24 protein-coding genes and 1 pseudogene are annotated in these 26,235 nt (G+C 42.3%); 9 read left to right on the top strand and 16 right to left on the bottom strand.

All coding sequences use genetic code 11. The features are described from left to right. Positions 1-4: 4 nt before the first annotated feature. The 6 genes from HC000_RS00120 to pxpB form a co-directional block, all read right to left on the bottom strand. Positions 5-844, bottom strand: coding sequence for a PhzF family phenazine biosynthesis protein (locus HC000_RS00120; protein ID WP_179806579.1), 840 nt, complete (start codon positions 842-844; stop codon positions 5-7). Then, on the bottom strand, positions 828-2,501 hold the full coding sequence (gene asnB / locus HC000_RS00115; protein ID WP_086996100.1) for an asparagine synthase B: 1,674 nt from the start codon (positions 2,499-2,501) through the stop codon (positions 828-830). Before asnB ends, HC000_RS00120 begins: the two co-directional genes overlap by 17 nt. A gap of 157 nt (positions 2,502-2,658) precedes the next feature. Continuing rightward, the gene (pcp, locus tag HC000_RS00110; protein ID WP_011328121.1) at positions 2,659-3,327 is read right to left on the bottom strand and encodes a pyroglutamyl-peptidase I; all 669 of its coding nucleotides are present in this window, start codon (positions 3,325-3,327) and stop codon (positions 2,659-2,661) included. Continuing rightward, a complete protein-coding gene (locus HC000_RS18660) occupies positions 3,320-3,400 on the bottom strand; it encodes a hypothetical protein (protein ID WP_303394021.1) in 81 nt (26 codons plus the stop codon). Before HC000_RS18660 ends, pcp begins: the two co-directional genes overlap by 8 nt. Positions 3,401-3,442: 42 nt before the next feature. Beyond that, the gene (locus HC000_RS00105; protein WP_179806578.1) at positions 3,443-4,381 is read right to left on the bottom strand and encodes a biotin-dependent carboxyltransferase family protein; all 939 of its coding nucleotides are present in this window, start codon (positions 4,379-4,381) and stop codon (positions 3,443-3,445) included. Next, on the bottom strand, positions 4,378-5,040 hold the full coding sequence (gene pxpB / locus HC000_RS00100; RefSeq protein ID WP_011328123.1) for a 5-oxoprolinase subunit PxpB: 663 nt from the start codon (positions 5,038-5,040) through the stop codon (positions 4,378-4,380). The genes HC000_RS00105 and pxpB overlap by 4 nt, the downstream gene beginning before the upstream one ends. A gap of 251 nt (positions 5,041-5,291) precedes the next feature. Here pxpB and msrA point away from each other — a divergent pair, with 251 nt between their 5' ends. After that, entirely contained in the window at positions 5,292-6,575 is a 1,284-nt protein-coding gene (msrA, locus tag HC000_RS00095) for a peptide-methionine (S)-S-oxide reductase MsrA (protein ID WP_179806577.1), read from the top strand. A 327-nt stretch (positions 6,576-6,902) separates the two neighbouring features. Here msrA and HC000_RS00090 read toward each other — a convergent pair whose 3' ends face one another. From HC000_RS00090 to HC000_RS00050, 9 genes are all read right to left on the bottom strand, one after another. Beyond that, positions 6,903-7,796, bottom strand: a complete 894-nt coding sequence (locus HC000_RS00090) for a LysR family transcriptional regulator (protein ID WP_089368239.1) — start codon at positions 7,794-7,796, stop codon at positions 6,903-6,905. 298 nt (positions 7,797-8,094) lie between these two features. Then, positions 8,095-8,751 (bottom strand): 3-oxoacid CoA-transferase subunit B, encoded by a 657-nt coding sequence (locus tag HC000_RS00085; RefSeq protein WP_011328126.1) that lies wholly within the window; start codon positions 8,749-8,751, stop codon positions 8,095-8,097. Positions 8,752-8,768: 17 nt separating this feature from the next. Beyond that, positions 8,769-9,467 (bottom strand): CoA transferase subunit A, encoded by a 699-nt coding sequence (locus HC000_RS00080; protein WP_011328127.1) that lies wholly within the window; start codon positions 9,465-9,467, stop codon positions 8,769-8,771. 88 nt (positions 9,468-9,555) lie between these two features. Then, positions 9,556-10,452 (bottom strand): hydroxymethylglutaryl-CoA lyase, encoded by an 897-nt coding sequence (locus tag HC000_RS00075; RefSeq protein WP_179806576.1) that lies wholly within the window; start codon positions 10,450-10,452, stop codon positions 9,556-9,558. Further along, complete coding sequence (locus tag HC000_RS00070; protein WP_179806575.1) at positions 10,452-12,455, bottom strand: acetyl/propionyl/methylcrotonyl-CoA carboxylase subunit alpha; 2,004 nt, start codon at positions 12,453-12,455, stop codon at positions 10,452-10,454. Before HC000_RS00070 ends, HC000_RS00075 begins: the two co-directional genes overlap by 1 nt. Positions 12,456-12,463: 8 nt before the next feature. After that, complete coding sequence (locus tag HC000_RS00065) at positions 12,464-13,234, bottom strand: enoyl-CoA hydratase/isomerase family protein (RefSeq protein WP_011328130.1); 771 nt, start codon at positions 13,232-13,234, stop codon at positions 12,464-12,466. 12 nt (positions 13,235-13,246) lie between these two features. Beyond that, positions 13,247-14,854 carry a carboxyl transferase domain-containing protein gene (locus tag HC000_RS00060; protein ID WP_179806574.1) on the bottom strand — a complete coding sequence of 536 codons (1,608 nt, stop codon included), beginning with the start codon at positions 14,852-14,854 and terminating at the stop codon, positions 13,247-13,249. 10 nt (positions 14,855-14,864) lie between these two features. Continuing rightward, complete coding sequence (locus HC000_RS00055) at positions 14,865-16,040, bottom strand: isovaleryl-CoA dehydrogenase (RefSeq protein WP_011328132.1); 1,176 nt, start codon at positions 16,038-16,040, stop codon at positions 14,865-14,867. Positions 16,041-16,079: 39 nt separating this feature from the next. Further along, positions 16,080-16,514: a MerR family DNA-binding transcriptional regulator gene (locus HC000_RS00050; RefSeq protein WP_011328133.1), complete on the bottom strand. Its 435-nt coding sequence runs from the start codon at positions 16,512-16,514 to the stop codon at positions 16,080-16,082. Between the two features lie 330 nt (positions 16,515-16,844). Here HC000_RS00050 and HC000_RS00045 point away from each other — a divergent pair, with 330 nt between their 5' ends. From HC000_RS00045 to HC000_RS00015, 7 genes are all read left to right on the top strand, one after another. Continuing rightward, entirely contained in the window at positions 16,845-18,026 is a 1,182-nt protein-coding gene (locus tag HC000_RS00045) for an acetyl-CoA C-acyltransferase (protein WP_179806573.1), read from the top strand. A 91-nt stretch (positions 18,027-18,117) separates the two neighbouring features. Next, positions 18,118-19,608, top strand: a complete 1,491-nt coding sequence (locus tag HC000_RS00040) for a CoA-acylating methylmalonate-semialdehyde dehydrogenase (protein ID WP_011328135.1) — start codon at positions 18,118-18,120, stop codon at positions 19,606-19,608. A gap of 125 nt (positions 19,609-19,733) precedes the next feature. Continuing rightward, entirely contained in the window at positions 19,734-20,891 is a 1,158-nt protein-coding gene (locus HC000_RS00035) for an acyl-CoA dehydrogenase family protein (RefSeq protein ID WP_011328136.1), read from the top strand. 10 nt (positions 20,892-20,901) lie between these two features. Continuing rightward, positions 20,902-21,699: an enoyl-CoA hydratase gene (locus tag HC000_RS00030; RefSeq protein WP_179806572.1), complete on the top strand. Its 798-nt coding sequence runs from the start codon at positions 20,902-20,904 to the stop codon at positions 21,697-21,699. Beyond that, positions 21,699-22,841, top strand: coding sequence for an enoyl-CoA hydratase/isomerase family protein (locus tag HC000_RS00025; protein WP_011328138.1), 1,143 nt, complete (start codon positions 21,699-21,701; stop codon positions 22,839-22,841). The genes HC000_RS00030 and HC000_RS00025 overlap by 1 nt, the downstream gene beginning before the upstream one ends. Before the next feature lie 4 nt (positions 22,842-22,845). Further along, positions 22,846-23,736 (top strand): 3-hydroxyisobutyrate dehydrogenase, encoded by an 891-nt coding sequence (gene mmsB, locus HC000_RS00020; RefSeq protein WP_086996141.1) that lies wholly within the window; start codon positions 22,846-22,848, stop codon positions 23,734-23,736. 9 nt (positions 23,737-23,745) lie between these two features. Beyond that, positions 23,746-24,516 carry an SDR family oxidoreductase gene (locus HC000_RS00015; protein WP_086996146.1) on the top strand — a complete coding sequence of 257 codons (771 nt, stop codon included), beginning with the start codon at positions 23,746-23,748 and terminating at the stop codon, positions 24,514-24,516. 73 nt (positions 24,517-24,589) lie between these two features. On the opposite strand, the pseudogene HC000_RS00010 reads toward HC000_RS00015, so the two are convergent. Further along, positions 24,590-25,553: pseudogene (locus HC000_RS00010) on the bottom strand (integron integrase). A 257-nt stretch (positions 25,554-25,810) separates the two neighbouring features. On the opposite strand from HC000_RS00010, the gene HC000_RS00005 reads away from it, so the two are divergent. Next, positions 25,811-26,149, top strand: coding sequence for a YkvA family protein (locus HC000_RS00005; RefSeq protein ID WP_179806571.1), 339 nt, complete (start codon positions 25,811-25,813; stop codon positions 26,147-26,149). The last annotated feature ends 86 nt before the right edge of the window (positions 26,150-26,235 follow it).

Here is a 26,235-nt window from a genome sequence, read left to right as displayed (position 1 = left end):
ATTATTAGTAAATAACAACTTGGCCGTTGTTAAGTTCATAGTTTAACAACGCGCCATTAGGCGATTGCTGTATAAGCGTAACTTTATTTAAACCGTATAGTCTAAATAATAAGGGTGCAATAACCGATACTGCTGAACCCGTTGCGGTATCTTCGTTTACACCAAACTGCGGGGCAAAGTATCTAAAATGTGCAATGGCATTTTGTGCTTGAGTATTTTGTACTGTTAGCGCAATAACCGCATTTTTATGCAGGTGACTTAGGGCTTTAGAATCAACTTGTAAGCGTGTTAAATCGTCTTGTGCATTGAACAATAACAAGGTGTAACCGTTTTTATTGGCACTGCTGTACGCGGCTTTTATTGATAATGAAAATACTCGCTGTAATTTACAGTAGCAGGGGGACTTTATCGACTCAATACTTGCTAATACCAACTGAGCCTGTTGCCTGTTAATTTTTATTTTAAAACGCTCATTACAGCTTGTAATAAATACCTGTGGGCAATAAGAAAAATAATGAAGTAAAAAGTTAGCTGCAGCCAAAGTGCCATGCCCACAGCGCTTAATTTCACTTGTTTGGTTAAACCAGCGAATTTTACAATAAGGTTGAGTTATCTCATTTTGATTTAAAAATACAGTCGCAGGATGATTCGATTTTGACGCAATATATTGCATTAATTTAGAGGTTAAGCCCTTTTTATAAATAACAATTAAAGCACTTGAACCGGCTAAGTTAGCTGTGTGGTTATAAAAAACAGCTTGGGACGATGCGAGTGTTATAAAGCGCCACACAAGCCATGCTGGCTTGTGTGGCGCTAAGCAAATTCGCTTAGCTTTTGCTAGCATACGCATCGTTATGAATAAGCGCGGCACGTCCAGAAGGGTCAGCATTATTTTGAAACGACGCATCCCATGCCAGCGCTTCGGGCGTAGAGCACGCTACCGATTTGCCATAAGGCACACATTTAGCGGCGGCATCACCAGGAAAGTGAGATTCAAAAATAGCGCGGTAATAATATGCTTCTTTAGAATCGGGGGTATTTATAGGGTATTTAAACTTTGCATTGGCAAGCTCTTGATCGCTCACTTGCTCGTTTACAAACACTTTTAAGGTATCAATCCAGTTATAACCTACACCGTCTGAAAACTGCTCCTTTTGACGCCATAATACTTCCTCTGGTAAATAATCTGCAAAGCCTTCGCGTAAAATATGCTTTTCTATTTTTCCCTCTGTACACATTTTAGCTTGTGGGTTAATACGCATTGCCACATCCACAAACTCTTTATCTAAAAATGGTACGCGAGCTTCAACTCCCCATGCTGCCATCGACTTATTGGCACGTAGGCAATCAAACATATGCAGTTTAGATACTTTACGGTTAAGCTCTTCATGAAACTCTTGTGCATTCGGCGCTTTATGAAAATACAAATAGCCACCAAACAGTTCATCTGCCCCTTCGCCCGATAGCACCATTTTAATACCCATGGCTTTAATTTGTCGGGCCATTAAATACATAGGAGTAGAGGCACGAATAGTGGTTACATCGTAGGTTTCTATGTGGTAAATCACTTCGCGCAGGGCATCTATACCTTGCTCAATAGTAAATATAATAGGGTGATGAATAGTGCCTATCATATCGGCTACTTTTTTAGCCGCGGCTAAATCAGGTGAGCCCTCAAGGCCAACAGAAAAAGAATGCAATTTAGGCCACCATGCATCGCTTTCGTCGTTATCTTCAATTCGTTTTGCCGCAAAACGCTGGGTTATAGCCGATATAAGCGACGAATCTAAGCCACCAGAGAGTAATACGCCATAAGGCACGTCGCACATAAGCTGGCGTTTAACGGCAGCCTCTAGTGCGCTTTTAACATCTTCGGCCTTTGCGCTGTTATTTTTAACGGCGTCAAAGCTTTGCCAATCGCGTTTGTAATACGCTTTAAGCTCGCCATCTTTACTGCTTAGGTAATGCCCAGGCGGAAATTCTTCAATGTGCTTACAAATTGGTGAAAGGGCTTTTAGCTCTGAAGCTACGTAAAAGTTACCGTGTTCATCGTGACCGGTGTAAAGCGGAATAATACCAATATGATCGCGGCCAATAAGGTAACTGTCATTTTCTTCATCGTATAAACAAAATGCAAAAATGCCATTTAAATCATCTAAAAAGTCGGCACCTTTTTGTTTGTAAAGCGCTAAAATAACTTCGCAGTCAGATTCTGTTTGAAAGGTAAAATCGGTGGTTAAATTTGCCGCTAATTCTTTATGATTATAAATTTCACCGTTTACCGCTAAAATATGTGTTTTTTCTGGATTATATAAAGGCTGTGCACCGCTAGAAACCCCTACAATAGCTAGGCGTTCATGTACTAAAATTGCTTTTTTCGATGCATAAACACCCGACCAATCAGGGCCGCGGTGCCTTAATAACTTCGACATTTCGATGGCTTGCGTACGCAACTGTACGGGATCAGATTTTATATCTAACACCCCAAAAATTGAACACATAGACTACCCCTCATTCTTGTTTTTATGTGTATTGCAGAGCAAAAAAACTCTGCGACTCACCTTTGTTTTAGCAGAATTAATAACGTAAGTCACACCGCATTTACAAAATAATAAGAATAATTTATGCACCAACATAGCTCGTATTGCACCAAAATGATTAATGTGTGGTGCCGGCTGCTATTTTTACATCGCGCTCATTGCTCAAAGCTTCAGCTATCATTACCTTTAGCGCATTTATTACCACTTCTTCACTCATGCTTGGTGCGCCATTATGGTGCACTGCTTGGCTTGGTAAATAAGGAATATGAATAAAGCCGCCTTTCATTTTTGTATAGTTTTCGTTTATATAATGCAGCAAACCATACATCACATGGTTACACACATAAGTACCGGCAGTATTAGAAATGGCCGCAGGAATATCACTTTCATGTAAGGCGCTTAGCATACGTTTTATTGGTAAATTGCTAAAATAAGCATCGGGGCCATTTTTTGCAATTGGGGTATCAATAGGTTGCTTACCGGCATTATCTTTAATGCGCGCGTCATCTATATTAATCGCAATACGCTCTATAGATATTTCGCTACGTCCACCAGCTTGGCCAACACATAAAACTATCGCCGGGTTATGGGCCTCTATCGCTTGGTGTAATTGCGCAATAGAGGTATTAAACTCACACGATAACTCAATAGCACATACTCTATGTTTCATTATTATATGGTCGTCGAGCTTTTGCACTGCTTGCCAAGAGGGGTTAATGGTTTCGCCATCAAAAGGAGTAAAACCGGTAATTAATACGCACGCCATAGGGTAAGTTGATTTAGTCATTGAACACCACGCTATACATTAAAACAATATTAACGGCGAGTAAGGTTACTGCCGTAGGAGTTTGTACTTTTATTACACTATGCTTCTATTTATATTTAAATCGAGCATAACCGTCCTATTTTTTATTATTGCTATTATTGAGTGCCAAACTGAGCTGATGTAAATGAGTATTTTGTTTATGTTGGGCTCTGTGTGCTTGCTCTAGGGTTACATATTCAAATTCTATATTATCGGCTGCTCTAAACTGTGCAAATTGATGTAAGTCAGCACTGATCACTGTACCTAGTAGCGGATAGCCGCCGGTAGTTTGGCCATCATTAAGTAATACTATGGGCTCTCCGTTGGGGGGCAATTGTATGCTCCCTGGGTTCACAGCCACAGAAGGTAATGAATGTGTGTGCATCAGATTATCTGTATTATTTACTAACCTTACGCCCATTCTATTACTGTTAGGGCTGGCTTTAAATTTACCCGAAGTAAAACTATGCAAAAGTGTTTTACCTAATAACTTTGCGTGCGGGCTAGGGTGCAAGCGGATAATTTTACGTTGCGGTGGAGCAATAGCCCCCATTTTTATAAAAGGGCCATTAAAAGGCTTAATTGGAATGCAGTCACCACTGCTGAGTGCTTTGCCATCGAGCCCACCAAAGCATGCATTTAAATCAGTTGCTCGAGAGCCCATTATTAGTGGGCACTGCACGCCGTCTTTTACTGCAATATATGCTCTTAACCCCGCTCGTCCTGTGGCAAAGCTTAATACTTGTTTATTTTTAATAGCGTATGTCCAACCTGGGTAAATCGGCTGTTCATCAAGCTTTGCCTGTAAATCAGCGCCTTGGATGGCAATGACAGTATCGCAGTTAAATTCAAGCTCACATAAGCCCACAGTTACTTCAAGCACCGCATCGTTGTCGTTATTACCAAGGAGTCGATTAGCTATTAATTGTGCACAGGGGTCTAAGCTGCCAGCTTTACTTACTCCTAAATGACGATAGCCAATTCGGCCAAAATCTTGAATAGTGAGTTGTACGCCTGGTTTTAGTACTTTTATCATGCGCCTGCTCCTTGGTTTTTTAGCGCTACAAACTCAAGGGTATCGCCTGGTTGCATTAAGCAAGGTTGAGAATGAGAGCTATTAAATAATGTGGTATTGGTATGGCCAATAATATGCCAGCCACCGGGAGTGTCGCTAGGGTAAATACCGGTTTGGGCAGCGCCAATAGCCACCGCACCTTTAGGTACTTTAATGCGAGGCTCAGCGCGCCTTGGGGTATGTAGGCGTGTATCTAAACCATGTAAATAGGCAAATCCGGGCTGAAAGCCTAAAAATAAAACGTGATACTGAGCTTTGCTATGTATACTAATTACCTCATCAATACTTAAATTATGAAAGCGGGCTACATAAGCAAGATCTTCACCCTCGTATAGGGTCTCTATTAAATGGTGTTTACCAGTAAAAGTACTGCTTTTAAGCTCATCCCATAATAATGGTAATGCCTCTAGCCATTTAGTTAAGCCCGCAGATGACTTTAAATACAAGGTGAGGGAATTCATTCCTGCAACTAAGTCGGTAAACTCTGCGGTGTTTTTACAGTGCGCAGCTAAAGCCCAAATTTTTTTTTGTATAGTTAATACATTGTTTGCGTCTAAATGTGCTGCATCTATCAATAAGCTATTGTTACTAAGTGCATAAATTATAGGAGCCGAACTCATAAAACAAACCTGTTAATACAACATGTTTCAAAGCTAACATAGTTCTATTGATTTATTTACACCATTGCGACCAGCAAAATGGATTAAGAGATAAAATATAAACCTTATAAGCCGCTCACTCGTATTTAATTACTTACCAAGTTGAAATAATAATTCAACAGGTAAGGTCTTTATTAAAGCCTGTTACTATTTTTTGTTAAAAATACATTCGCAACAGTAACCGGCCTTAGCATTTATTTAAGAGGTAGTTTATGTCGTATCAGGGTTTAATTTATTTATCTAGCGTTGCTATTTTATTTAGCGCAAGCAGTGTTGCTTTATCAATGGAAAAAGTAGTGCAAAGTAATGTTCAAGCGACTATGCACGTAGAAACACTAGTACTTGGCTCAGGTTGCTTTTGGGGCGCTGAAAAGCGCTACGAAGCACTTAATGGTGTTATTGATGCTGAGTCAGGTTATGCCGATGGAAACGGCTTTAAAGCCACTTACAGCAATATAACCAGTCAATCACGTCGCTTTGACGAGGACAATTACGCCGAAGTTGTGCAAGTTACCTATAACAGCAATATTATTAGCGCAAAGGAGCTACTCGAAAACTACTTTGAAAGCCACGACCCAACACAAAAAAATCGCCAAGGTAACGATGTAGGCACTCAGTATCGCTCAATTATTTTAACTACCACCACTGAGCAAGCGAAAGTAGCAAAGCAAGTTAAATCGCAATATCAACAACTGCTTACGCAAGCAGAGTACGGCACTATAGCCACTATTATTAAGCCACTTGACACTTTTTATGCAGCTGAAGAATATCATCAAAATTATTTAGAAAAAAATCCAAATGGCTATTGTCCCGATCACTCAACTGGCGTGGTGTTTAACAAAAAACCGCCCGAACAAGTAGATAACTCCGCTTTATTAATGGGTAAACAAATAGTGGTATTAGACTCACGCGAATACTGTCCATACTGTGAAAAATTTAAAAGCGCTGTAGCTAACGACTACAAAGGTAGTATTGCTATGAGCTTTCGCCACGCCGATCAACTCCAAGGTTTAACCATTAAGTCGGCAACCTGGGCAACCCCCACTATTTTATTTTTAGAAAATGGCACTGAAGTATACGGACGTCAAGGCTATGCAAGCCCAGAGGCGTTTTACAAAGCCCTTGGCGCATTTAAACTAGGCGATAGTGAAGCCTATAAAGTTGCATTTAATTCAAAAACCGATCGCGCTTATTGTAAAGAATACAAAATTTTTAAAAATACACCCGATGGCACCTTTGTCGATAAGCTAAGTGGCGAGCCGCTATTTGATACCCGCGATAGGTTTAACTCTGGAACTGGGTGGTTATCGTTTACGCATCCAATAAAAAGTAGCGTTACTGAACATGACGACAGTAGCTGGGGAATGACTCGTATTGAGCTGCGCTCTAAAAGTACTGGCATACACTTAGGGCGTTTATTCCCCGGGGAAGGCCCACGCGGTACAGACCGTTATTGTATAAATGCTACGGTTCTTGAATTTATACCAAGGGATTAAAAATACGTGAGATATACAAAAGCCCAGTAAACTTAACTTTTACTGGGCTTTTTAATTAAGGCTTTAGCTAAAAAGCAGTATTAAAGCCTAATTTATTTTTAGTAAATATTATGTGGATTGCCTAAAAATAAAAACAGTTCAAGCCAAGTCACCACCTAACTTGAACCGTTTTTTACACTGACAACATCTTACACACACAATATAAGATTCTTTTACCAGCTTAATTATCAAACCTTAAATTAAGCTGCGATACTTTCGATAGGTGAACTTTAGATTTATTGAGCATTAATCACAAACGATAAAAATACACCCAATGAGTGAAATAAATTAATCTATAGGTTTGGTTTGTGTATTTTTAAAAGTAGCTATAACCCACTTAGCAAATAAATCAAGCGGATGATTTACATTACTTGGCTCGTGTTGCACTAAATAGTACTTGTCTTTAGTGGTTAGCGGGCGCTCGAATAGCTTATATAACCAGAGTTCGTCTAGCCAGCTTTGGCTTATAGGCAGAGGAATAAGCGCAATACCCATACCTTGCTGCGCTGCTCGTGCTACACCAAACATGCTGTCAATTTGTATAATTTGGGTTGGTGAAAAGTCAACTATTCCAGCTTTCTCGGCCCACTGATGCCATGCCCAAGGGCGTGCTTTGTGTAATATAAGCGGCACTTGATTAAGGGCTTTACAATGGTCATCCTTCCATTGTGCTAACAAATTTTTATTGCAAGCAGGTATATACTCTAAGTTAAACAGCTCTGTTACAACACCTTCGGTTGGCTTATTCGAGGACAGCACTATTGATAAGTCACTATGTCGGGTTAGCTCTTTACGGGTTTTAAGCGTATCCATTTGTAAATTAATATTAGGGTGCGCCGACGTCCATTCGCGCAATCTAGGCATTAGCAACTCGCTTGCAAAAAACTCAGGCAAGGTAATCGTTAAATTTGTATTTTGCTGCATTTGGCTAAATTCATTAATTGTGCTCTCAAGCGTACTAACTATTGGCGATATAGCTTCAAAAAAGTCCTTTCCAGCTGCAGTTAAACTAATCGAGCGGGTTTTACGCACAAAAAGCTCAATGCCAAGTTGTTCTTCTAGTTGTTTAATTTGATGGCTTACAGCCGAAGGCGTTAAATACAGCTCATTTGCTGCATGCTTAAAGCTTAAACTTCGTGCCGCGAAGCAAAATGAGCGAAGACCACGTATAGGAGTTTGCATGTTTTCCAATATAAAGTTGTTTGAGTCGCCTATATAAGGCAATAACTGAACCAATTATTAAAATCAATAATATCAGAAGGTTGAAAGTTTTACTGCATTAAGTTCACAATAATGGTGCAACAAGGTAACAAGGTGGTGCAGGGCAGTTACAAGTTAGCGTAAAATTTCAGCTTCTTAAAATAATAATAAAACTTAGAAAAATAGGCAAAAAAAATCCCTCGTTAGAGGGATTTTGGGTAACTCAGCGCCATTGGCACTGGGAATGAGGTCGGTACAAGGTAAAGTTTAAACCTAGGGCTTAAAACACCATTTCAGGTACTTCACCGTCAACAAGTAATTTACCTGCTGTTTTACTAATAATTTCATCTACAGATACGCCCGGAGCGCGCTCTAACAGATGAAATGCGCCGTCTTTAACTTCTAGTACGGCTAAATCTGTAACTATTTTTTTAACGCAATTAACGCCGGTAAGCGGTAATGTGCAGGCCTCTAATAGCTTTGAGTCGCCATGCTTACTGGCGTGGGTCATGGTTACAATAATATTTTGTGCGCCTGCAACTAAGTCCATTGCGCCGCCCATGCCTTTAATTAGCTTTTTAGGGATCATCCACGATGCTATGCTACCGTTTTGATCTACCTCAAAAGCACCCAGAACTGTTAAGTCTACATGACCACCGCGTATCATGGCAAAACTATCTGCACTATTAAATATGGCTGCACCTTTCGCAGCTGTCACGGTTTCTTTACCCGCGTTAATCATATCGGCGTCTAGCTCTGCTTTAGTTGGGTATGGTCCCATGCCTAACAAGCCATTTTCGGACTGTAACATAACTTCAATATCGTCTGGAACATAGTTTGCGACGAGTGTCGGAATTCCTATGCCTAAATTAACGTAATAGCCATCTTTTAGCTCTTGTGCAACGCGCATTGCAACTTGTTCACGTGATAATGCCATAATATTAATGCTCCTGCTTAATCTCGTGTAGTAACACGCTCAATGCGTTTTTCAAAGTTGCCTTTAATAACGCGGTTTACATAAATGCCAGGGGTATGAATTTGGCTTGGCTCAAGTTCACCCGGCTCTACAATTTCTTCTACTTCGGCTACCGTAATTTTACCAGCGGTTGCGGCAAGTGGATTAAAGTTCATTGCAGTGTGGCGAAACACTAAATTTCCGTAACGGTCGGCTTTCCATGCTTTAACAATAGCAAATTCACCGGTTATCGACTCTTCTAAAATATAAGGGCGACCATTAAATTCTTTTACATCTTTACCTTCGGCAACGGGCGTACCGTAACCTGTTGCGGTGTAAAACGCCGGAATACCTGCACCACCAGCACGCATTTTTTCTGCCAAAGTGCCTTGTGGTGTAAGCTCTACGTCAATTTCGCCACTGAGTAACTGTTGCTCAAATAGGGCATTTTCGCCAACGTATGAGGCAATTACTTTTTTAATTTGTTTGTCTTGTAATAAAATGCCCAAACCAAAGTCATCAACACCGCAGTTATTAGACACCACAGTTAGCTCTTTGGTTTTCATTTGCTTAATTTGTTTAATTAAGCCCTCAGGAATACCACATAAACCAAAACCACCGGCAATTACGGTATCGCCGTCTTTTAATCCTGCCATTGCAGCTTCGTAACTAGAAACTACCTTATCAAATCCGGCCATGAGTCACTCCTCATTGTGTGCTTAAATTGTTTAACTAACTATATGATAGTTAGTTTATAAATACTTTGTATAAAAATTATTTGGGATGTTATTTAGCATGCAATGCAATCGACACTTTACTTACGGGTTGTTTGCCAAGCGCTTTTGTTATTTGCCATCCTGCATCACTAAGCCTTTGTAAATCAATTGCGTGCTCAATGCCAAGCCCTTGCAGTAAGTAAACTACATCTTCGGTGGCAACATTTCCTGACGCCCCTTTAGCGTAAGGGCAACCACCAAGGCCTGCTACTGCCGCGTCAACCGTTGCTATACCTAAGTTTAGTGCCGCGTAAATATTTGTGAGCGCTTGGCCGTAAGTGTCATGAAAATGCACTGCAAGCTGCGACTTATCAATGTGCTGTAATAGCAAAGTAAGTAACTCAGTTACCTTTTTAGCTGTGCCTACACCTATGGTATCGCCAAGGCTTATTTCATAACAGCCTAGTGCGAGTAGCTTTTGGCTAACATAAAGTACAGCTTGAGGGTCTATTTCGCCTTCATACGGGCAACCTAAAACACAACTTACATAGCCGCGTACTTTAATGTTATGCGCTTTGGCAAACTCCATAACGTCGCTAAAACGCTCAATACTTTGCTCAATACTGCAGTTAATGTTTTTTTGACAAAACGATTCGCTAGCCGCTGTAAATATGGCAAATTCTTTAATTCCAGCGGCATGCGCAGCTTGTGCGCCTTTTAAGTTAGGGGTTAACGCACTTAAGTTTACATCGGGCAAATCAAGAGCTGATATCACATCAGCTGAGTCTGCCATTTGCGGCACCCATTTAGGGGATACAAACGCACCGGCTTCAATGTCTTTTAAACCCGCAGCAGCAAGCGCGTTAATAAGCGCTACTTTGTCGGCAGTGGTTACTGCTTTTTCGTTTTGTAGGCCATCGCGCGCGCCTACTTCAACAATACGCACTTTTTGCGGAAAAACGCTCATTATGCGCCTCCCTTAGCAGGGTCACTTGCAACTGTCGTATCTTCAACTATAGCCAGTAACGCGCCATGGCTTACCAGTTCACCTTCGGCAAAACAATAGCTTTGTAAAATACCATCGTGCGGGGCGTTGAGCGTATATTCCATTTTCATCGCTTCAATAATAACCACAGGGTCACCTTTGGTAATACTACTGCCAAGCTCAACTAAGTGTTTTACTACCGTACCATTAAGTGGCGCAGCTAAAGGCAGGGCATCACTTTGGTGATCGCTAATATAGTGCTTATTTACTAGCTCTAGGCGAGTTTGCAGTGCTTTGTGCATTACGGTGATCACGTTATTAACGCGACTTACGTGGGCTGTGTGTTTTTCGCCGTTTATAAATACACTACAAAGGCCATTATTTAAACTGCCTTGAACATTAAATACGTGCTCATTATGGGTAATACTGTAGCCATTATTCGTTTTAACCGCATTAAGGGTTAAATCAACAAACGCAATTTTAACGCTTTGCGGTGCATTTAGAGCAAAGCCACTGAGTTGTTGCCAAGGGCTTGTATTTGGCGCTTCTTGAGTGCTAACTAGCTGCTCTAAATAAGTAAAGGCTGCAATAAGCTGGCTTGCTTGGAGCAGAGATTGATCAACCGCCACTAACGAATCGCCTTGCTCGGCAATAAAGTGAGTGCTAGGCGCGCCTTGTTTAAAGCTAGGGTGCACAGCTAAGTTATGTAAAAAGCCAATGTTAGTACTAAAGCCCGCTAAGTGAAATTGCTCAAGCGCGTGTTGTAAACGGCTCAGCGCTTGTTCGCGATTATCATCATGCACAATTAACTTGGCTATCATAGGGTCGTAGTATGGGCTAATTTCGTCGCCGGCTGCAATGCCAGTATCAATGCGCACAAACTCACTGTTTAGCGGAGTATAAAGTGCTTCAATTGTGCCTGAGCACGGAATAAACTCATTAGCAGGGTCTTCAGCGTAAATACGCGCTTCAAAGCTGTGGCCTTGCAATTTAATATCAGCTTGTTTGAGTGGCAGTGTTTGCCCGCCGGCAATATTAATTTGCCACGTAACTAAGTCAACACCAGTAACCATTTCGGTAACCGGGTGCTCTACTTGCAGACGCGTGTTCATTTCCATAAAGAAGAACTCATCGCCACACAGTAAAAACTCAACTGTACCTGCACCGCGATAGTTTATTGCAAGAGCACAACGCACCGCGGCTTCACCCATTTCTTTGCGCAACTCGTCTGATAAACCCGGGGCAGGGGCTTCTTCAATTACTTTTTGATGACGACGTTGCAACGAGCAGTCACGATCGCCTAAATAAACACAGTTACCGTGGTTATCGGCAAACACTTGTACTTCTACGTGGCGTGGTTGGTTTACGTAGCGCTCTAGTAATACTAAGTCGTTACCAAAGCCAGCAACGGCCTCACGCTGTGCGCCTTCAAGTGCGCTAATAAATTCATTAGCATTATTTACCACGCGCATGCCTTTACCACCGCCACCAAATGCTGCTTTGATCAGTACCGGGTAGCCAATTTTTTCGGCCTCTGCTTGTAAAAAAGCAGGATCTTGCTTGTCGCCATAATAACCAGGTACTAATGGCACATTAGCCGCGGCCATAATTTCTTTAGCACGCGTTTTAGAGCCCATAGCTTCAATGCTGCTTGCTGGTGGTCCAACAAATACAATATTATTTGCTTCACATGCGTTGGCAAACGTGCTGTTTTCAGACAAAAACCCATAACCAGGGTGAATACAATCTGCGCCGCTGTCTTTTGCTACTTGCAGTATTTTATCGGCAACTAAATACGAGTCTTTACTTGGCGCTGGGCCAATGTGGTAGGCTTCGTCAGCCATTTTTACATGCTGCGCGTGTTTATCAGCGTCGGAATACACAGCAACTGTGGTTAAGCCCATTAATTTAGCACTGCGCATTATTCTGCATGCTATTTCACCACGGTTAGCAATGAGTATTTTTTGTAATTTATTTACGTTCATAATTAATCCTACAGTTGCCATTGTGGTGGACGTTTGTCAAAAAAAGCGCTTAAGCCTTCTTGGCCTTCATCCGATACACGAATTTTGGCAATACGATGAGCGGTAAGCTCAATTAGCTCATCGGTTATTTCTTTATTTGCTACATCGTTAATAAGTGCTTTTGCCGCTTTTACTGCAACCGGGCCATTATCAATCAATGTTTGCAGCATAGCGTCGAGCGCACATTCTAAATTACCGGTTACTTGATGAATTAACCCAAGTTGCTTAGCGGTATGCGCATCAAATACCTCAGCAGTTAAAAAGTATCTACGCGCTGCACGCTCACCAATGGCTTTAATTACATAAGGGCTAATAACCGCAGGAATAAGCCCCAGCTTTACTTCGCTTAGGCAAAATTGTGCATTGTCTTGGCATATTGCAATGTCGCAACAGGCAATTAAACCTAAAGCGCCGCCAAACGCAGCGCCTTGCACGGCACAAATAGTAGGGTGCGGGCTTGTTGCTAACACTTGCATTAATTTAGCTAACTGCATTGAATCGGCTAAATTATCGTTAACATTGTTATCTGCCATCGATTTCATCCAGGCTAAATCGGCACCAGCTGAAAAATGTTTGCCCTCAGTTTTTAACACCAAGGCGCGAATATCGAGCGTATTAGCATGTTCAATACATTTTATAAGCTCTTGAATGACTTCGCTGTTAAATGCATTGCGTTTTTCGGGGCGGCTTAAAACGAGTACCGCCACATTTGATTTTGTTATTTGTAGAGTAACTGACATTTTACGCTCCGATTACATTCTAAATACGCCAAATTTCGACTCTTGCACTGGTGCATTACTAGCGGCACTTAAGGCAAGTCCTAAAACGCTACGTGTGTCGGCAGGATCAATAATGCCGTCATCCCATAAGCGGGCGCTGGCATAATACGGATGTCCTTGCTCTTCGTACTGAGCAATAATTGGCTGTTTAAAGTCACTTACTTCTTGCTCGCTCATGCTTTGGCCTTTACGGGCTAAACCGTCTTGCTTAACTTGCGTCATTACACCGGCTGCTTGCTCGCCGCCCATTACAGAAATACGCGCATTGGGCCACATCCACATCATGGTAGGTTCAAATGCACGGCCACACATGCCGTAATTACCTGCGCCATATGAGCCACCAATCAGTACGGTAAATTTAGGCACATCGGCGCACGATACCGCCATAACCATTTTAGCGCCGTGTTTAGCTATACCTTCGGCTTCGTATTTTTTACCTACCATAAAGCCGGTTACGTTTTGTAAAAACACTAAAGGAATGTTGCGCTGCGTACATAGCTGAATAAAGTGCGCGCCTTTTTGCGCCGACTCACTAAACAAAATACCGTTGTTAGCGACTATGCCCACTGGGTGGCCATAAATACTCGCAAACCCCGTTACTAGGGTTTCGCCAAAGTAGCGTTTAAATTCGTCAAACGATGAGTCATCAACTGTGCGCGCTATTACTTCGCGTACATCAAATGGCTTTTTAAGATCGGTGCCAACAATGCCGTAAAGCTCGTTAATATCATAACGAGGTGCTTTAACTTCCTCTAGCAACGGCGCAGTAGGGCGGGTGTAATTAATACGCGCTATACATTGGCGCGCAATCGACAACGCATGTTCGTCATTTTGCGCGTAATGATCGGCAACCCCCGATGTTTTACAGTGCACGTCGGCACCACCAAGCTCTTCGGCGGTTACTACTTCACCGGTTGCAGCTTTAACAAGAGGCGGACCCGCTAAAAATATAGTGCCTTGATCTTTTACAATTATGCTTTCATCGGCCATGGCCGGTACATAGGCACCGCCTGCGGTACATAAACCCATAACCACAGCAATTTGTGGAATACCTTTACCCGACATACGGGCTTGGTTGTAAAATATACGGCCAAAATGCAGCTTATCTGGAAATACATCATCTTGCTCTGGCAAGTTTGCACCGCCCGAATCAACTAAATAAATGCAAGGTAAATGGCAACGTTCAGCAATATCTTGCGCGCGTAAATGCTTTTTAACCGTTAGCGGAAAGTAAGTACCGCCTTTAACCGTGGCATCGTTTGCAATAATCATGCATTCAACACCTTTAACACGGCCAATACCTGCTACTACACCGGCACACGCAATTTCTTGCTCGTAAACACCAAAGGCGGCAAATTGCGAAATTTCTAAAAATGGCGAACCTTCGTCAATTAAAGTGCTAATACGGTCGCGTACAAATAATTTACCGCGGCCTTCGTGGCGCTCTTTTAATGCAGCGCCGCCACCTTGGCTAATGGTTGCCACTTTATTACGTAAATCATCTACCAACGCCGACATATTTTTATGGTTTTGTACAAACGTTGGATCGTGAGGATTAACGCTCGATGTTAAAATCGTCATTATTTAATCCTTAACGGCTTTCAGTGAAAAGTTCGCGGCCAATTAGCATACGGCGTATTTCTGAGGTACCTGCACCAATTTCATATAATTTGGCGTCACGTAGTAGGCGGCCCGTTGCGTATTCATTTATATAACCATTGCCACCTAAAATTTGAATGGCATCTAGCGCCATTTTAGTTGCCAGCTCTGCTGCATATAAAATAGCACCGGCAGCATCTTTACGGGTGGTTTCACCGCGATCACACGAGCGAGCCACTGTATATACATACGAGCGTGCGGCGTTCATTTGCGTATACATGTCGGCTACTTTGCCTTGAATTAACTGAAACTGACCAATAGGCGTATCAAACTGTTTGCGCTCATGAATATAAGGTACAACAATATCCATACACGCTTGCATAATACCCAGTGGGCCTGCTGCAAGTACTACGCGCTCGTAGTCTAGGCCGCTCATTAATACCTTAACGCCTTCGTTTAAGTTACCTAAAATGTTTTCTTCGGGTACTTCGCAGTTTTCAAATACCAGTTCACAGGTATTTGAGCCACGCATACCGAGTTTGTCGAGCTTTTGCGCGGTTGAAAAACCAGGAAAGTCGCTCTCTACAATAAATGCAGTAATACCTTTTGCGCCCGCAGTTAAATCGGTTTTAGCGTAAATAACTAAAGTATGCGCATCTGGACCATTGGTGATCCACATTTTATTACCGTTTAAAATGTACTTATCGCCTTTTTTCTCGGCTTTAAGTTTCATTGAAACTACGTCTGAACCCGCATTTGGCTCGCTCATAGCAAGGGCACCAATGTGCTCACCGCTAATAAGCTTAGGCAAGTATTTTTCTTTTTGGGCTTGCGTGCCGTTACGATTAATTTGGTTTACACACAGGTTTGAATGCGCACCATAGCTTAGGCCAATAGAAGCACTTGCACGGCTAATTTCTTCCATGGCAATAACATGCTCTAAATAACCTAAACCAGCACCGCCAAATTCTTCAGCTACTGTCATTCCCAATAAACCCATTTCGCCCATTTGTGGCCAAAGTTGATTTGGGAAAGCGTTATCAAGGTCAGTTTTTTCGGCTAGTGGGGCAATTTCTTGGCTGGCAAAGCTGTTTACATGTCCGCGGATCATATCGGCGGTTTCGCCAAGGCCAAAGTTCATTTCTTTATATAGTGAAATAGTGCTCATGATTCATTCCTGTGTGATTGATTAAGTTAATACCGCGTATTACTCATCTATTTTATTAAGTGTGTCGCGGCAACGGCGCTCGGCTGTTACCAATTCCATAAGAACAACTTTAATGTCGTCCATTTGTTGTGATAGGTCGGCTTTTTTCTCGCTAATAAGGTCCAGCATAGTTACCAGCTGCTTAGCACTTGATTTGTCGGCGTCGTAAAGTTCAAACAAACGTCCTGTTTCTGCCAGCGTAAAACCTAAGCGTTTACCACGTAAAATTAATTTTAAGCGTACTTTATCGCGTTTAGAGTAAATACGGGTTTGGCCATTTCTACTTGGCGTAACAAGCCCTTGGTCTTCATAAAAGCGGATAGAGCGGGTGGTAATGTCAAACTCCTTTGCGAGTTCGCTAATACTAAAAGTTTGTTCGTTATTGGCAGGCACAGTGGCCGACGTTGCAAAGCTTGTTTGATTATCTGGTTTCATAATAGTGTTTTACCTCATTCGAATAACCCCAATATAAGTGAAGTTTACGTAAAGGTAAAGCAAGATGTTTGTGTAATACTTTAGACTAATGAAAATGGCGAGTAAACTTTCATTAAAGTTAGGCTTTAAAGCCTGCGTAGGCGTTTTTACTGAAGTGTAATGAAACATAATACAAATAAGTTTACAGTTTTTACAGTCAACTAAAAGTTGATTTTAGATTTACGTTGGCGTAAACGTAAATATTATGTATGCTCGTAAACAGATTATAAATAAATTGTTTGGTTCAGCGCATTAAATTGCACGGTGCCAATTACTAAATGGAGCCTTTTTATGACTACTGAAGCCGTTGTTATTGTAGCAGCAAAACGCACCCCTATGGGTGGATTTATGGGCGCACTTAATGATGCGCAATCAACTGAGCTGGGGGCAACCGCTATTGCTAGTGCATTGGCAGAAACAGGCCTAAGCACAGATGCTATTGATGAAGTAATTATGGGCTGTGTACTACCTGCGGGTGTAGGCCAAGCGCCTGCTCGTCAAGCAATGTTAAAAGCAGGCCTAGCACTTAGCACGGGGGCTACCACTATAAATAAAGTGTGTGGCTCTGGCTTAAAAGCGGCAATGTTGGCACATGATCTAATTAAAGCGGGCTCTATAAACTCAGCAGTTGCTGGTGGCATGGAAAGTATGAGTAATGCACCGTACTTTATTCCCAAAGCTCGCGGTGGTATGCGCATGGGGCATGGCGAAATTAAAGATCACATGATGAGCGATGGCCTTGAAGATGCTTACGACAACAAAGCTATGGGTTGTTTTGCACAAGACACCGCTGATGAATACGGTATTGGCCGTGAACAAATGGATAACTTTGCACTAAGCTCGCTTACCAAAGCAAAAGCCGCAATTGAAAACGGCAGCTTTAATAACGAAGTTGCACCGCACACTATGCAAACACGCAAAGGCGACGTTGTCGTTGCTATTGACGAGCAGCCAGGTAATGCCCGCCCAGAAAAAATTCCGAGCCTGCGTGCTGCATTTAAAAAAGACGGCACTATTACAGCCGCTAACTCATCGTCAATTTCAGACGGTGGCGCAGCACTTATTTTAATGAGCGAGTCAAAAGCCAAAGAGCAGGGCTTAACCCCGCTTTGTAAAATTGTAGCGCACAGCACGCATTCTCAAAAACCAAGCGAATTTACAGTAGCGCCAGTGGGCGCAATGAACAAGGTACTAGAAAAAGCCGGTTGGACTACAGACGATGTTGACCTGTGGGAAATTAACGAAGCGTTTGCCATGGTTACTATGCTTGCTATTAACGAGCTTAAACTAGATGAAAGCAAAGTAAACGTAAATGGCGGTGCTTGTGCATTGGGCCATCCAATTGGTGCAAGCGGCGCACGTATTTTAGTAACGCTTATTCATGCACTTAAAAATCGCGGCCTTAAAAAAGGCGTAGCGTCTTTATGTATTGGTGGCGGTGAAGCCGTTGCCATGGCAGTAGAAGCACTTTAATTTTTTATCACAAAATAATAATCAATAATCAATGCAGCGCTAATTATAATAATAAAGCTGCACTAACACTCTTATAAAACAGGATTTAATTATGCACCAAGTACCACTACTGATTAATGGCGAATTTATTCAATCAAGCTCAAAAGAACTTATTGACGTAATAAACCCAGCCAACCAAGAAGTGCTAGCCCAAGTACCTTGCACCACAGACGCAGAAATGGATGCAGCTATTGCCTCGGCTTCAGAAACGTTTAAAACGTGGAAAGATGTGCCAATTACTGAGCGCGCGCGCATTATGATGAAATACGCTGCGCTATTAAAAGAGCACCACGACGAGCTTGCCACTATTATTTGTCATGAGCTTGGTAAAACATTTGAAGACGCTAAAGGCGATGTATGGCGTGGTATTGAAGTAGTTGAGCAAGCGGCTAACGCACCGTCATTAATGATGGGCGAAACCATGGAAAACGTAGCGCGTAAAATCGATACTTATTCTTACATGCAACCCTTAGGTGTGTGTGCGGGTATTACGCCGTTTAACTTTCCGGCAATGATCCCATTATGGATGTTTCCGCTGGCAATTGTGTGTGGTAACACCTTTATTTTAAAACCGTCTGAGCAAGATCCACTTACGCCAATGCGCTTAGCTGAGTTATTTATGGAAGCTGGCGCGCCAAAAGGCGTGTTACAAGTAGTACATGGTACAAAACCACAAGTAGATCGCATACTTGAGGACAAAGCAGTACGCGCTATTTCGTTTGTTGGCTCGTGTGGCGTTGGCGCTTATATTTATTCAAAAGGCACAGCAAATCTTAAACGCGTACAAGCGTGTGTGGGTGCTAAAAACCACATGGTTATTATGCCTGATGCCAGCAAATCGCATGTGGTAAATAACTTAGTTGGCGCGTCGGTTGGTGCCGCTGGTCAGCGTTGTATGGGTATTTCGGTTGCGGTATTTGTTGGCCAAGCAAAAGACTGGGTTGATGAAATTAAAGCGGGTTTTGAAGGTGTACGCCCAGGCGTATGGGATGATGCAGGCGCAGCGTATGGTCCGCAAACATCACCGGCTGCAAAAGCACGTATTTTATCGCTTATTGCCGGTGGTAAAGAGCAAGGCGCTAAGTGTTTAATTGACGGCTCAAACTTTACGGTTGAAGGCTACGAGCAAGGTAACTGGGTAGGCCCAACGTTGTTTACCGATGTAACTAAAGACATGGACTTATATAAAGAAGAAATTTTTGGTCCCGTACTGGCGTGTATGTTTGTAGATACATTAGATGAAGCCATTGCCCTAATAAACGACAGCCCATACGGTAACGGCACATCGCTGTTTACCTCAAGCGGCGCGGTTGCGCGTAAGTTCCAACACGAAATTGAAGTAGGCCAAGTAGGTATTAACGTGCCAATTCCGGTGCCACTGCCGTTCTTTTCGTTTACTGGTTGGAAAGGCTCGTTTTATGGCGACACTCACACTTACGGTAAGCAAGGTATTCGTTTTTATACCGAAACTAAAACCATTACTTCACGTTGGTTTGAAGACGACATAGCGTCGGGTCCAAATATGAGCATTAACTTAAAGTAATTACTCATAATAAATAGTTTAAAAAGCATAATTAATAATAAAGAAGGGCACGAAGGTAACTCCTATTACCTTCGTTGCTCTTCACTAATCACCTAGACAACACATAACTAATTGAAGAGGTCTATATGGACTTTAATTTATCAGATGATCAGCAAGCATTTGCTCAAACAGCACGTCAGTTTGCTGACTCAGAACTCGCACCGTACGCCGCTAAGTGGGATCGCGAACATATTTTCCCTAAAGACACGATTAAAGCTGCAGGCGAACTAGGTTTTTGTGGCCTTTACACGCCAGAAGAAGCCGGTGGCCTTGGCTTATCGCGCTTAGATTCAAGCATTATTTTTGAGCAACTTGCTATGGGCTGTACCGCAACAACAGCCATGTTAACCATACATAATATGGCCACTTGGATGGTAGCAAGCTTTGGTACTGACGCCGCTAAAGACAAATACTGCGAACAACTGGTTACTGGCGATTTACTGGCATCGTATTGTTTAACCGAGCCGGGCTCTGGTTCAGACGCCGCATCGCTAAAAACCAAAGCAGTACGCGATGGCGACGAATACGTAATTAACGGCTCAAAAATGTTTATTTCGGGCGCGGGCGAAACCGAAGTATTAGTCGTTATGGCGCGCACCGGATGCGATGGCCCTAAAGGTATTTCGGCCTTTATAGTACCTGCCGACGCTAAAGGTGTTGAATACGGTAAAGCCGAAGAAAAAATGGGCTGGAACGCACAACCTACACGCTTAATTAGTTTTGAAGATGTACGTATTCCGGCGCATAACTTATTAGGTGCAGAAGGCGAAGGTTTTAAATTTGCTATGCAAGGCCTTGATGGCGGGCGCATAAATATTGCAACCTGTTCAATTGGCACAGCACAAGCGGCGCTTAATACGGCTCGCGAATATTTAAAAGAACGTACTCAGTTTGGTAAACCACTGGCCGCGTTTCAAGCGCTGCAGTTTAAAATTGCCGATATGAACACCGAGCTTGTAGCCGCGCGCCAAATGGTAAGGCTGGCTGCGTTTAAGCTTGATAATAACGACAGCGAAAAAACCACGTATTGCGCCATGGCAAAACGTTTTGCCACAGATGTAGGCTTTACAGTGTGTAACGACGCCCTGCAAATTCATGGTGGCTACGGTTATATTAAAGAATACCCATTAGAGCGCCATGTACGTGATGTACGTGTACACCAAATTTTAGAAGGCACTAACGAAATAATGCGCGTTATTATAGCGCGTCGTATTTTAGCAGAGTCAGCCAGCGAAGTTTTATAAGGAGTTATTTATGTCAGAGTCAAATACTAAGTCTAAACCTAGCATTGAATTAACGACCGAAGGTCATGTAGCCATATTAACTATGTCAAACCCGCCAGCAAATACCTGGACCAAAGACACATTAATTGCCTTAAAAAACACCGTTAATAAGTTAAACAAAAATAAAAATATTTATGCATTAGTGCTTACTGGCGAAGGCGAAAAGTTTTTTAGTGCCGGTGCCGACTTAAACTTATTTGCCGGTGGCGATAAAGGCGTAGCCGCTGAAATGTCACGCGTATTTGGCGAAGCATTTGAAGCACTTAGTAACTTTAGAGGCGTGTCGGTTGCGGCTATTAATGGCTATGCCATGGGCGGTGGTTTAGAAGTAGCACTCGCGTGTGATATTCGTATTGCCGAAGAGCAAGCACAAATGGCGCTTCCTGAAGCTAAAGTAGGTTTACTACCGTGCGCTGGTGGTACACAAAATCTAGCATGGCTAGTAGGGGAAGGCTGGGCAAAACGCATGATTTTATGTGGCGAGCGCTTAAAAGCCGACAAAGCACTGCAAATTGGCTTAATTGAAGAAGTTGTTCCACAAGGCGAAAGCTTTGCTGCAGCACTTAAACTAGCTAACCAAGTGGCCGATCAAAGTCCGTCTTCGGTTGCAGCATGTAAAACATTGATTCAAAAAGGGCGTCATCAGCCTATGGCGAGCATTTTACCGCTAGAACGTGAATTGTTTGTGGCCTTATTTGACACCGAAGATCAGCAAGAAGGTGTAAGTGCCTTTTTAGAAAAGCGTCGTGCAAATTGGGTGAACGGCTAATGAGCGGCTTAACATTATTAAATCATGCAGATGACGCAGTCGTATTCGAAACGGCAACCGCGTCAAACGGTGCTTTAATAGCGTTTGCTACGCTAAATGCACCAAAGTCGTTAAACGCCCTTAATTTTGAAATGATCAAACTATTAGAGCCGCAACTAAAAGCTTGGGCGCAAGACAGCAGTATTGCCATGGTGGTATTAAAAGGCGCAGGCGACAAAGCCTTTTGTGCTGGCGGCGATGTTGTAAGTTTGCACCACGCTATGGCTCAAGGCAGCGCAAGCGACTTAGTAGAGGATTTTTTTACGCAAGAGTATCGCCTTGACTATTTAATTCACTGTTACGAAAAGCCATTATTAGTGTGGGGTAACGGTATTGTAATGGGCGGCGGTTTAGGCTTAATGGCTGGTGCAAGCCACCGCGTAGTAACCGAAACATCGCGTATAGCAATGCCTGAGCAAACTATTGGCTTATACCCAGATGTTGGCGGCAGTTATTTTTTACATAAAATGCCTCACAGTGTTGGGTTGTTTTTAGGGCTTACGTCAGCGTCTATAAATTGCGACGATGCCCGTTTTGTTGCCCTTGCCGATCACTATGTAAAAGCAGACAAATACGATGCACTTTTAGCGGGTTTACTCAGCATTAAATGGGGTAAAACGGCCAGTTTAAATCACGAAAAACTTACTACGCTGTTAACTGATTTAGATCAGCAATCAGGGCGTTTGCCTAAAGGTAATATCAAAGCAAATTTGGCAACTATTCAAGAACTTGCTGAGTTTACTACGCTACAACAACAGGTTGACTATATTTTAAACTTAAACACAGACGACAAATGGCTACTAAAAGCGCAAAAATCGCTTAAGCATGGTTGTCCGCTAAGCTGTGCGTTAGTAAGCCGCCAATTAAAAACCAGTAAAGGCAAAAGCCTTGCTGAGTGTTTTAGAATGGAGCTAGGTATGTCGGTACGTGCTGGCGAAGTGGGTGAGTTTCAAGAAGGTGTACGTGCATTGTTAATCGACAAAGACGGTGCGCCAAACTGGCAATACAAAACACTCAGCGACGTGCCAAGCTCAGTGGTAGATAGCTTTTTTGAAGATCGCTATGGCAATAACCACCCACTTAAACAATTACAACAAGGCTAAAGCTATGAGCAAACTCAATATAGGATTTATTGGTTTAGGCAATATGGGTGGGCCCATGGCGGCAAACCTTATAAAAGCAGGGCACACGGTAAGTGTGTTCGACTTAAATCAAAATACAGTTAACGAGCTAAAAAGCAAAGGTGCAAACGCAGCCGCAGATGCCACGCAATGTGCCAACAACGTAGACATACTTATTAGCATGTTACCTGCTGGCAAGCATGTTAAAGCGCTTTATTTGGGCGAAAACGGGCTAATTAACAGCTTAAGCAAAACCACCTTAGTTATTGATTGCTCAACCATAGATGCCGAATCGGCGCGCGTGGTTGGTAAAGAGTTAGCACAGCAAGGTATTAGCTTTGTAGATGCACCGGTATCGGGTGGCGTTGCAGGCGCAACCGCCGGCACACTTACCTTTATAGTAGGTGGCGATAAAGCCGCGTTCGACAAAGCCAATACTGTGCTGGTTGATATGGGCAAAAATATTTTTCATGCAGGCGACATTGGCGCAGGGCAAGTTGCAAAAATATGTAATAACATGCTGTTGAGCATTTTAATGGCAGGCACCAGCGAAGCACTACAAATGGGCATAAATAATGGCCTAGATCCTAAAGTACTTAGCGACATAATGACCGCAAGCTCAGGGCGTAACTGGACGTTAGAGTTATATAACCCGTGTCCGGGTGTAATGGAGTCGGCTCCTGCAAGTAACGAATACAAACCAGGCTTTATGGTCGATCTAATGGCGAAAGATCTAGGCTTGGCAATGGAAGCAGCAAAGCAAAGTAAATCAGCCACGCCAATGGGTTCAATGGCCAACGACTTATACGCTACATTGCAGCACCAAGGTGCGGGTACTGAAGATTTTAGTGCCATATTTAAATTATTTTCGAAGTAGGGGTAACGCGTGGAAATTAAAAATAACACGGTAGTAATAACCGGTGGCGCACAAGGCTTAGGTTTTGCTATGGCGCAAAAGTTTGCAAAAATGGGCGCAAACATTGCCCTAATCGATATGGCGCAAGATGCACTTAACACAGCAACCGAGCAATTAAGTCAACTTGACGGCGTAACTACGCGTATTCAAGGCTACGCTGCCAACGTTACCAACGAGAGCGAAATGGAAGCGGTATTTAACACCATTAATAGCGACTTTGGCCATATTGGTGTATTGATCAACAACGCCGGTATTTTACGCGATGGCATGTTTATTAAAGCTAAAGACGGCAAAGTAGTTAAAAAAATGTCGCTTGAGCAATTTCAATCAGTAATAGACGTAAACCTTACTGGCGTGTTTTTGGCAGGCCGCGAAGCCGCCAGCCATATGATTGAGTCGGGCAAAGGTGGCGTTATTGTAAATATGTCGAGCGTAGCGCGCGCCGGAAACATAGGGCAAACAAACTACGCTGCTTCAAAAGCAGGCGTTGTAGCGCTTACTACTACATGGGCTAAAGAGCTTGGCCGTTTTGGTATTCGCGTAGGCGCAATTGCACCAGGTGTTATAAGCACCGCAATGACCGACGTAATGAAACCAGAAGCTAAAGAGCGCATGCTTAGCGTAACCCCAGTAGGGCGTTTAGGTGAAACTGCAGAAATAGCCCATACCGCACAATATATTATCGAAAACGACTTTTTTACCGGTCGCGTAGTAGAAATAGACGGCGGCATTCGTTTGTAAAATGAATTGGTTTAAGATTAATTAAAAAAGCATAACTCGTGTGGGTTGTGCTTTTTTGTTTTTAATAGAGTAGTTACAACCTTGAAAAAGGGCTAATAACACCATTAGCGCCTTGCTGTAAAACATGGGTATAAATTTGTGTTGTACGAATATCGCTGTGCCCAAGTTGTGTTTGTACTGTGCGTATATCAGCGCCGCTTTGCAGTAAGTGCGTAGCGAATGAGTGGCGCAAAGTATGTGGCGTAACGTGTTTATTAATGTGTGCATTAAAAGCCGCTTTTTTTACAGCGCGCTGTAATTGCTTTTCATCAATATGATGGCGCCTTAGCTGTTTACTCTCAGGATCAATACTGAGTTTATAAGATGGAAATAAATATTGCCAACCCAGCTGTTTGTTATGATTTGGATATTTTTTACGTAATAAATGCGGCATATACACGCCACAAAACAGCGGGTTATTTAGGTCTAATTGTAAATAATTATCGACTAATTGAATTTGTGTTCGTATTTGTGGTATCAGTTCTCCTGCAAGCGTTACAACACGATTTTTGCCCCCTTTACCATCCCAAATTCGAACACAGTTATAATCAAAGTCAATATCTTGTATCCGCAAACGTAGTACCTCCATTAACCGCATACCGCTACCATAAAGTAGTGCACACGCTAAATAATGCTTTGTAATACAGTGTTTAAATAACGCTGAAACTTCTGTTTGTGTAAGCACAACGGGTAATTTCCTAGGGCGTTCACTTTTTATAAGAATCTAATGATAATGAGAGAGGACTTTTAATTATTTCTTTATATAGAAAACTTAGCGCATTCAATGCCTGGGCTTGTGTGCCTTGCGCTACATTTTGCGAGTTTACTAAATGATTTAAATATAATTCCACTTGAGTATCCCCCATAGAGCTTGGGTGTTGCATATTATTAAAGCGGATATAGGCAGCTATCCAAAACAAATAAGCTTCAATAGTGCTCTTTGCATAACGCTTGCTATACATATGATCTTTAATCATGGTTAGAAAGAGAGATTTCATAAATGATATTCAATTATTTAAGTCTGATACTGTGTATATAGACAGTTGTTTGTATTTTGTCCAATAACATTATTAAAAGTCGTTTTGGGGTATTTTAACAACGGTGATTTTATAACATACGTAATTACTTGTTTACATTGTAGTTATTTAGTGGAACTATTGAGCCATGTAATATACGCCGTTTTGGGGTGTTATAAACCCCCAAAGTGGTGTTCAATAAGCTGTTATGTTTTTCAATCAAAAATGGAGTAATAAAATTGTCAGATAATCAATTTGAAAAAGAATTTACCGAAGATAGTTTTTGGGATAAAACTAAGAACTTTGCAAAAACTGCAGGAGAAACCGTTCTAGAGCCAGCATTGAAGCTTTATTATTCAGCTCAAGACTCTGACACACCGACTTGGGCTAAAACTACTGTTTATGGTGCTCTTGGATATTTTATTTCGCCAATAGATGCTATCCCTGATATTACACCTATCGTTGGCTATTCTGATGATCTTGGTGTTTTAGTTGCAGCAACTGCCGCTGTAGCGGCTTATATTAAAAATGAGCATGCAGTCAAAGCAAAAGAAACTCTAAAACAATGGTTTGGCTAAGCAAAAACATAATCGGGTAGCCGGAGGTCTCTAACCTCCAGCCCCCACACCACCCATCATGCGGGTCCGCAATGGGCGGTTCATCT

This window comes from Pseudoalteromonas sp. MIP2626 (genome assembly GCF_013414205.1).
In the GTDB taxonomy this organism is placed as follows: Bacteria; Pseudomonadota; Gammaproteobacteria; order Enterobacterales; family Alteromonadaceae; genus Pseudoalteromonas; species Pseudoalteromonas nigrifaciens.
The sequence above is the reverse complement of the archived record's forward strand: the minus strand, read 5'-3'. Positions and strand labels throughout refer to the sequence as shown.

Bases quoted from the DNA above. Each gene is read 5' to 3' on its own strand.
- HC000_RS00120 (WP_179806579.1), bottom strand. From the start codon at position 844: ATGCTAGCAAAAGCTAAGCGAATTTGCTTAGCGCCACACAAGCCAGCA.
- asnB (WP_086996100.1), bottom strand. From the start codon at position 2,501: ATGTGTTCAATTTTTGGGGTGTTAGATATAAAATCTGATCCCGTACAG.
- pcp (WP_011328121.1), bottom strand. From the start codon at position 3,327: ATGACTAAATCAACTTACCCTATGGCGTGCGTATTAATTACCGGTTTT.
- HC000_RS00105 (WP_179806578.1), bottom strand. From the start codon at position 4,381: ATGATAAAAGTACTAAAACCAGGCGTACAACTCACTATTCAAGATTTT.
- pxpB (WP_011328123.1), bottom strand. From the start codon at position 5,040: ATGAGTTCGGCTCCTATAATTTATGCACTTAGTAACAATAGCTTATTG.
- msrA (WP_179806577.1), top strand. From the start codon at position 5,292: ATGTCGTATCAGGGTTTAATTTATTTATCTAGCGTTGCTATTTTATTT.
- HC000_RS00090 (WP_089368239.1), bottom strand. From the start codon at position 7,796: ATGCAAACTCCTATACGTGGTCTTCGCTCATTTTGCTTCGCGGCACGA.
- HC000_RS00085 (WP_011328126.1), bottom strand. From the start codon at position 8,751: ATGGCATTATCACGTGAACAAGTTGCAATGCGCGTTGCACAAGAGCTA.
- HC000_RS00080 (WP_011328127.1), bottom strand. From the start codon at position 9,467: ATGGCCGGATTTGATAAGGTAGTTTCTAGTTACGAAGCTGCAATGGCA.
- HC000_RS00075 (WP_179806576.1), bottom strand. From the start codon at position 10,452: ATGAGCGTTTTTCCGCAAAAAGTGCGTATTGTTGAAGTAGGCGCGCGC.
- HC000_RS00070 (WP_179806575.1), bottom strand. From the start codon at position 12,455: ATGAACGTAAATAAATTACAAAAAATACTCATTGCTAACCGTGGTGAA.
- HC000_RS00065 (WP_011328130.1), bottom strand. From the start codon at position 13,234: ATGTCAGTTACTCTACAAATAACAAAATCAAATGTGGCGGTACTCGTT.
- HC000_RS00060 (WP_179806574.1), bottom strand. From the start codon at position 14,854: ATGACGATTTTAACATCGAGCGTTAATCCTCACGATCCAACGTTTGTA.
- HC000_RS00055 (WP_011328132.1), bottom strand. From the start codon at position 16,040: ATGAGCACTATTTCACTATATAAAGAAATGAACTTTGGCCTTGGCGAA.
- HC000_RS00050 (WP_011328133.1), bottom strand. From the start codon at position 16,514: ATGAAACCAGATAATCAAACAAGCTTTGCAACGTCGGCCACTGTGCCT.
- HC000_RS00045 (WP_179806573.1), top strand. From the start codon at position 16,845: ATGACTACTGAAGCCGTTGTTATTGTAGCAGCAAAACGCACCCCTATG.
- HC000_RS00040 (WP_011328135.1), top strand. From the start codon at position 18,118: ATGCACCAAGTACCACTACTGATTAATGGCGAATTTATTCAATCAAGC.
- HC000_RS00035 (WP_011328136.1), top strand. From the start codon at position 19,734: ATGGACTTTAATTTATCAGATGATCAGCAAGCATTTGCTCAAACAGCA.
- HC000_RS00030 (WP_179806572.1), top strand. From the start codon at position 20,902: ATGTCAGAGTCAAATACTAAGTCTAAACCTAGCATTGAATTAACGACC.
- HC000_RS00025 (WP_011328138.1), top strand. From the start codon at position 21,699: ATGAGCGGCTTAACATTATTAAATCATGCAGATGACGCAGTCGTATTC.
- mmsB (WP_086996141.1), top strand. From the start codon at position 22,846: ATGAGCAAACTCAATATAGGATTTATTGGTTTAGGCAATATGGGTGGG.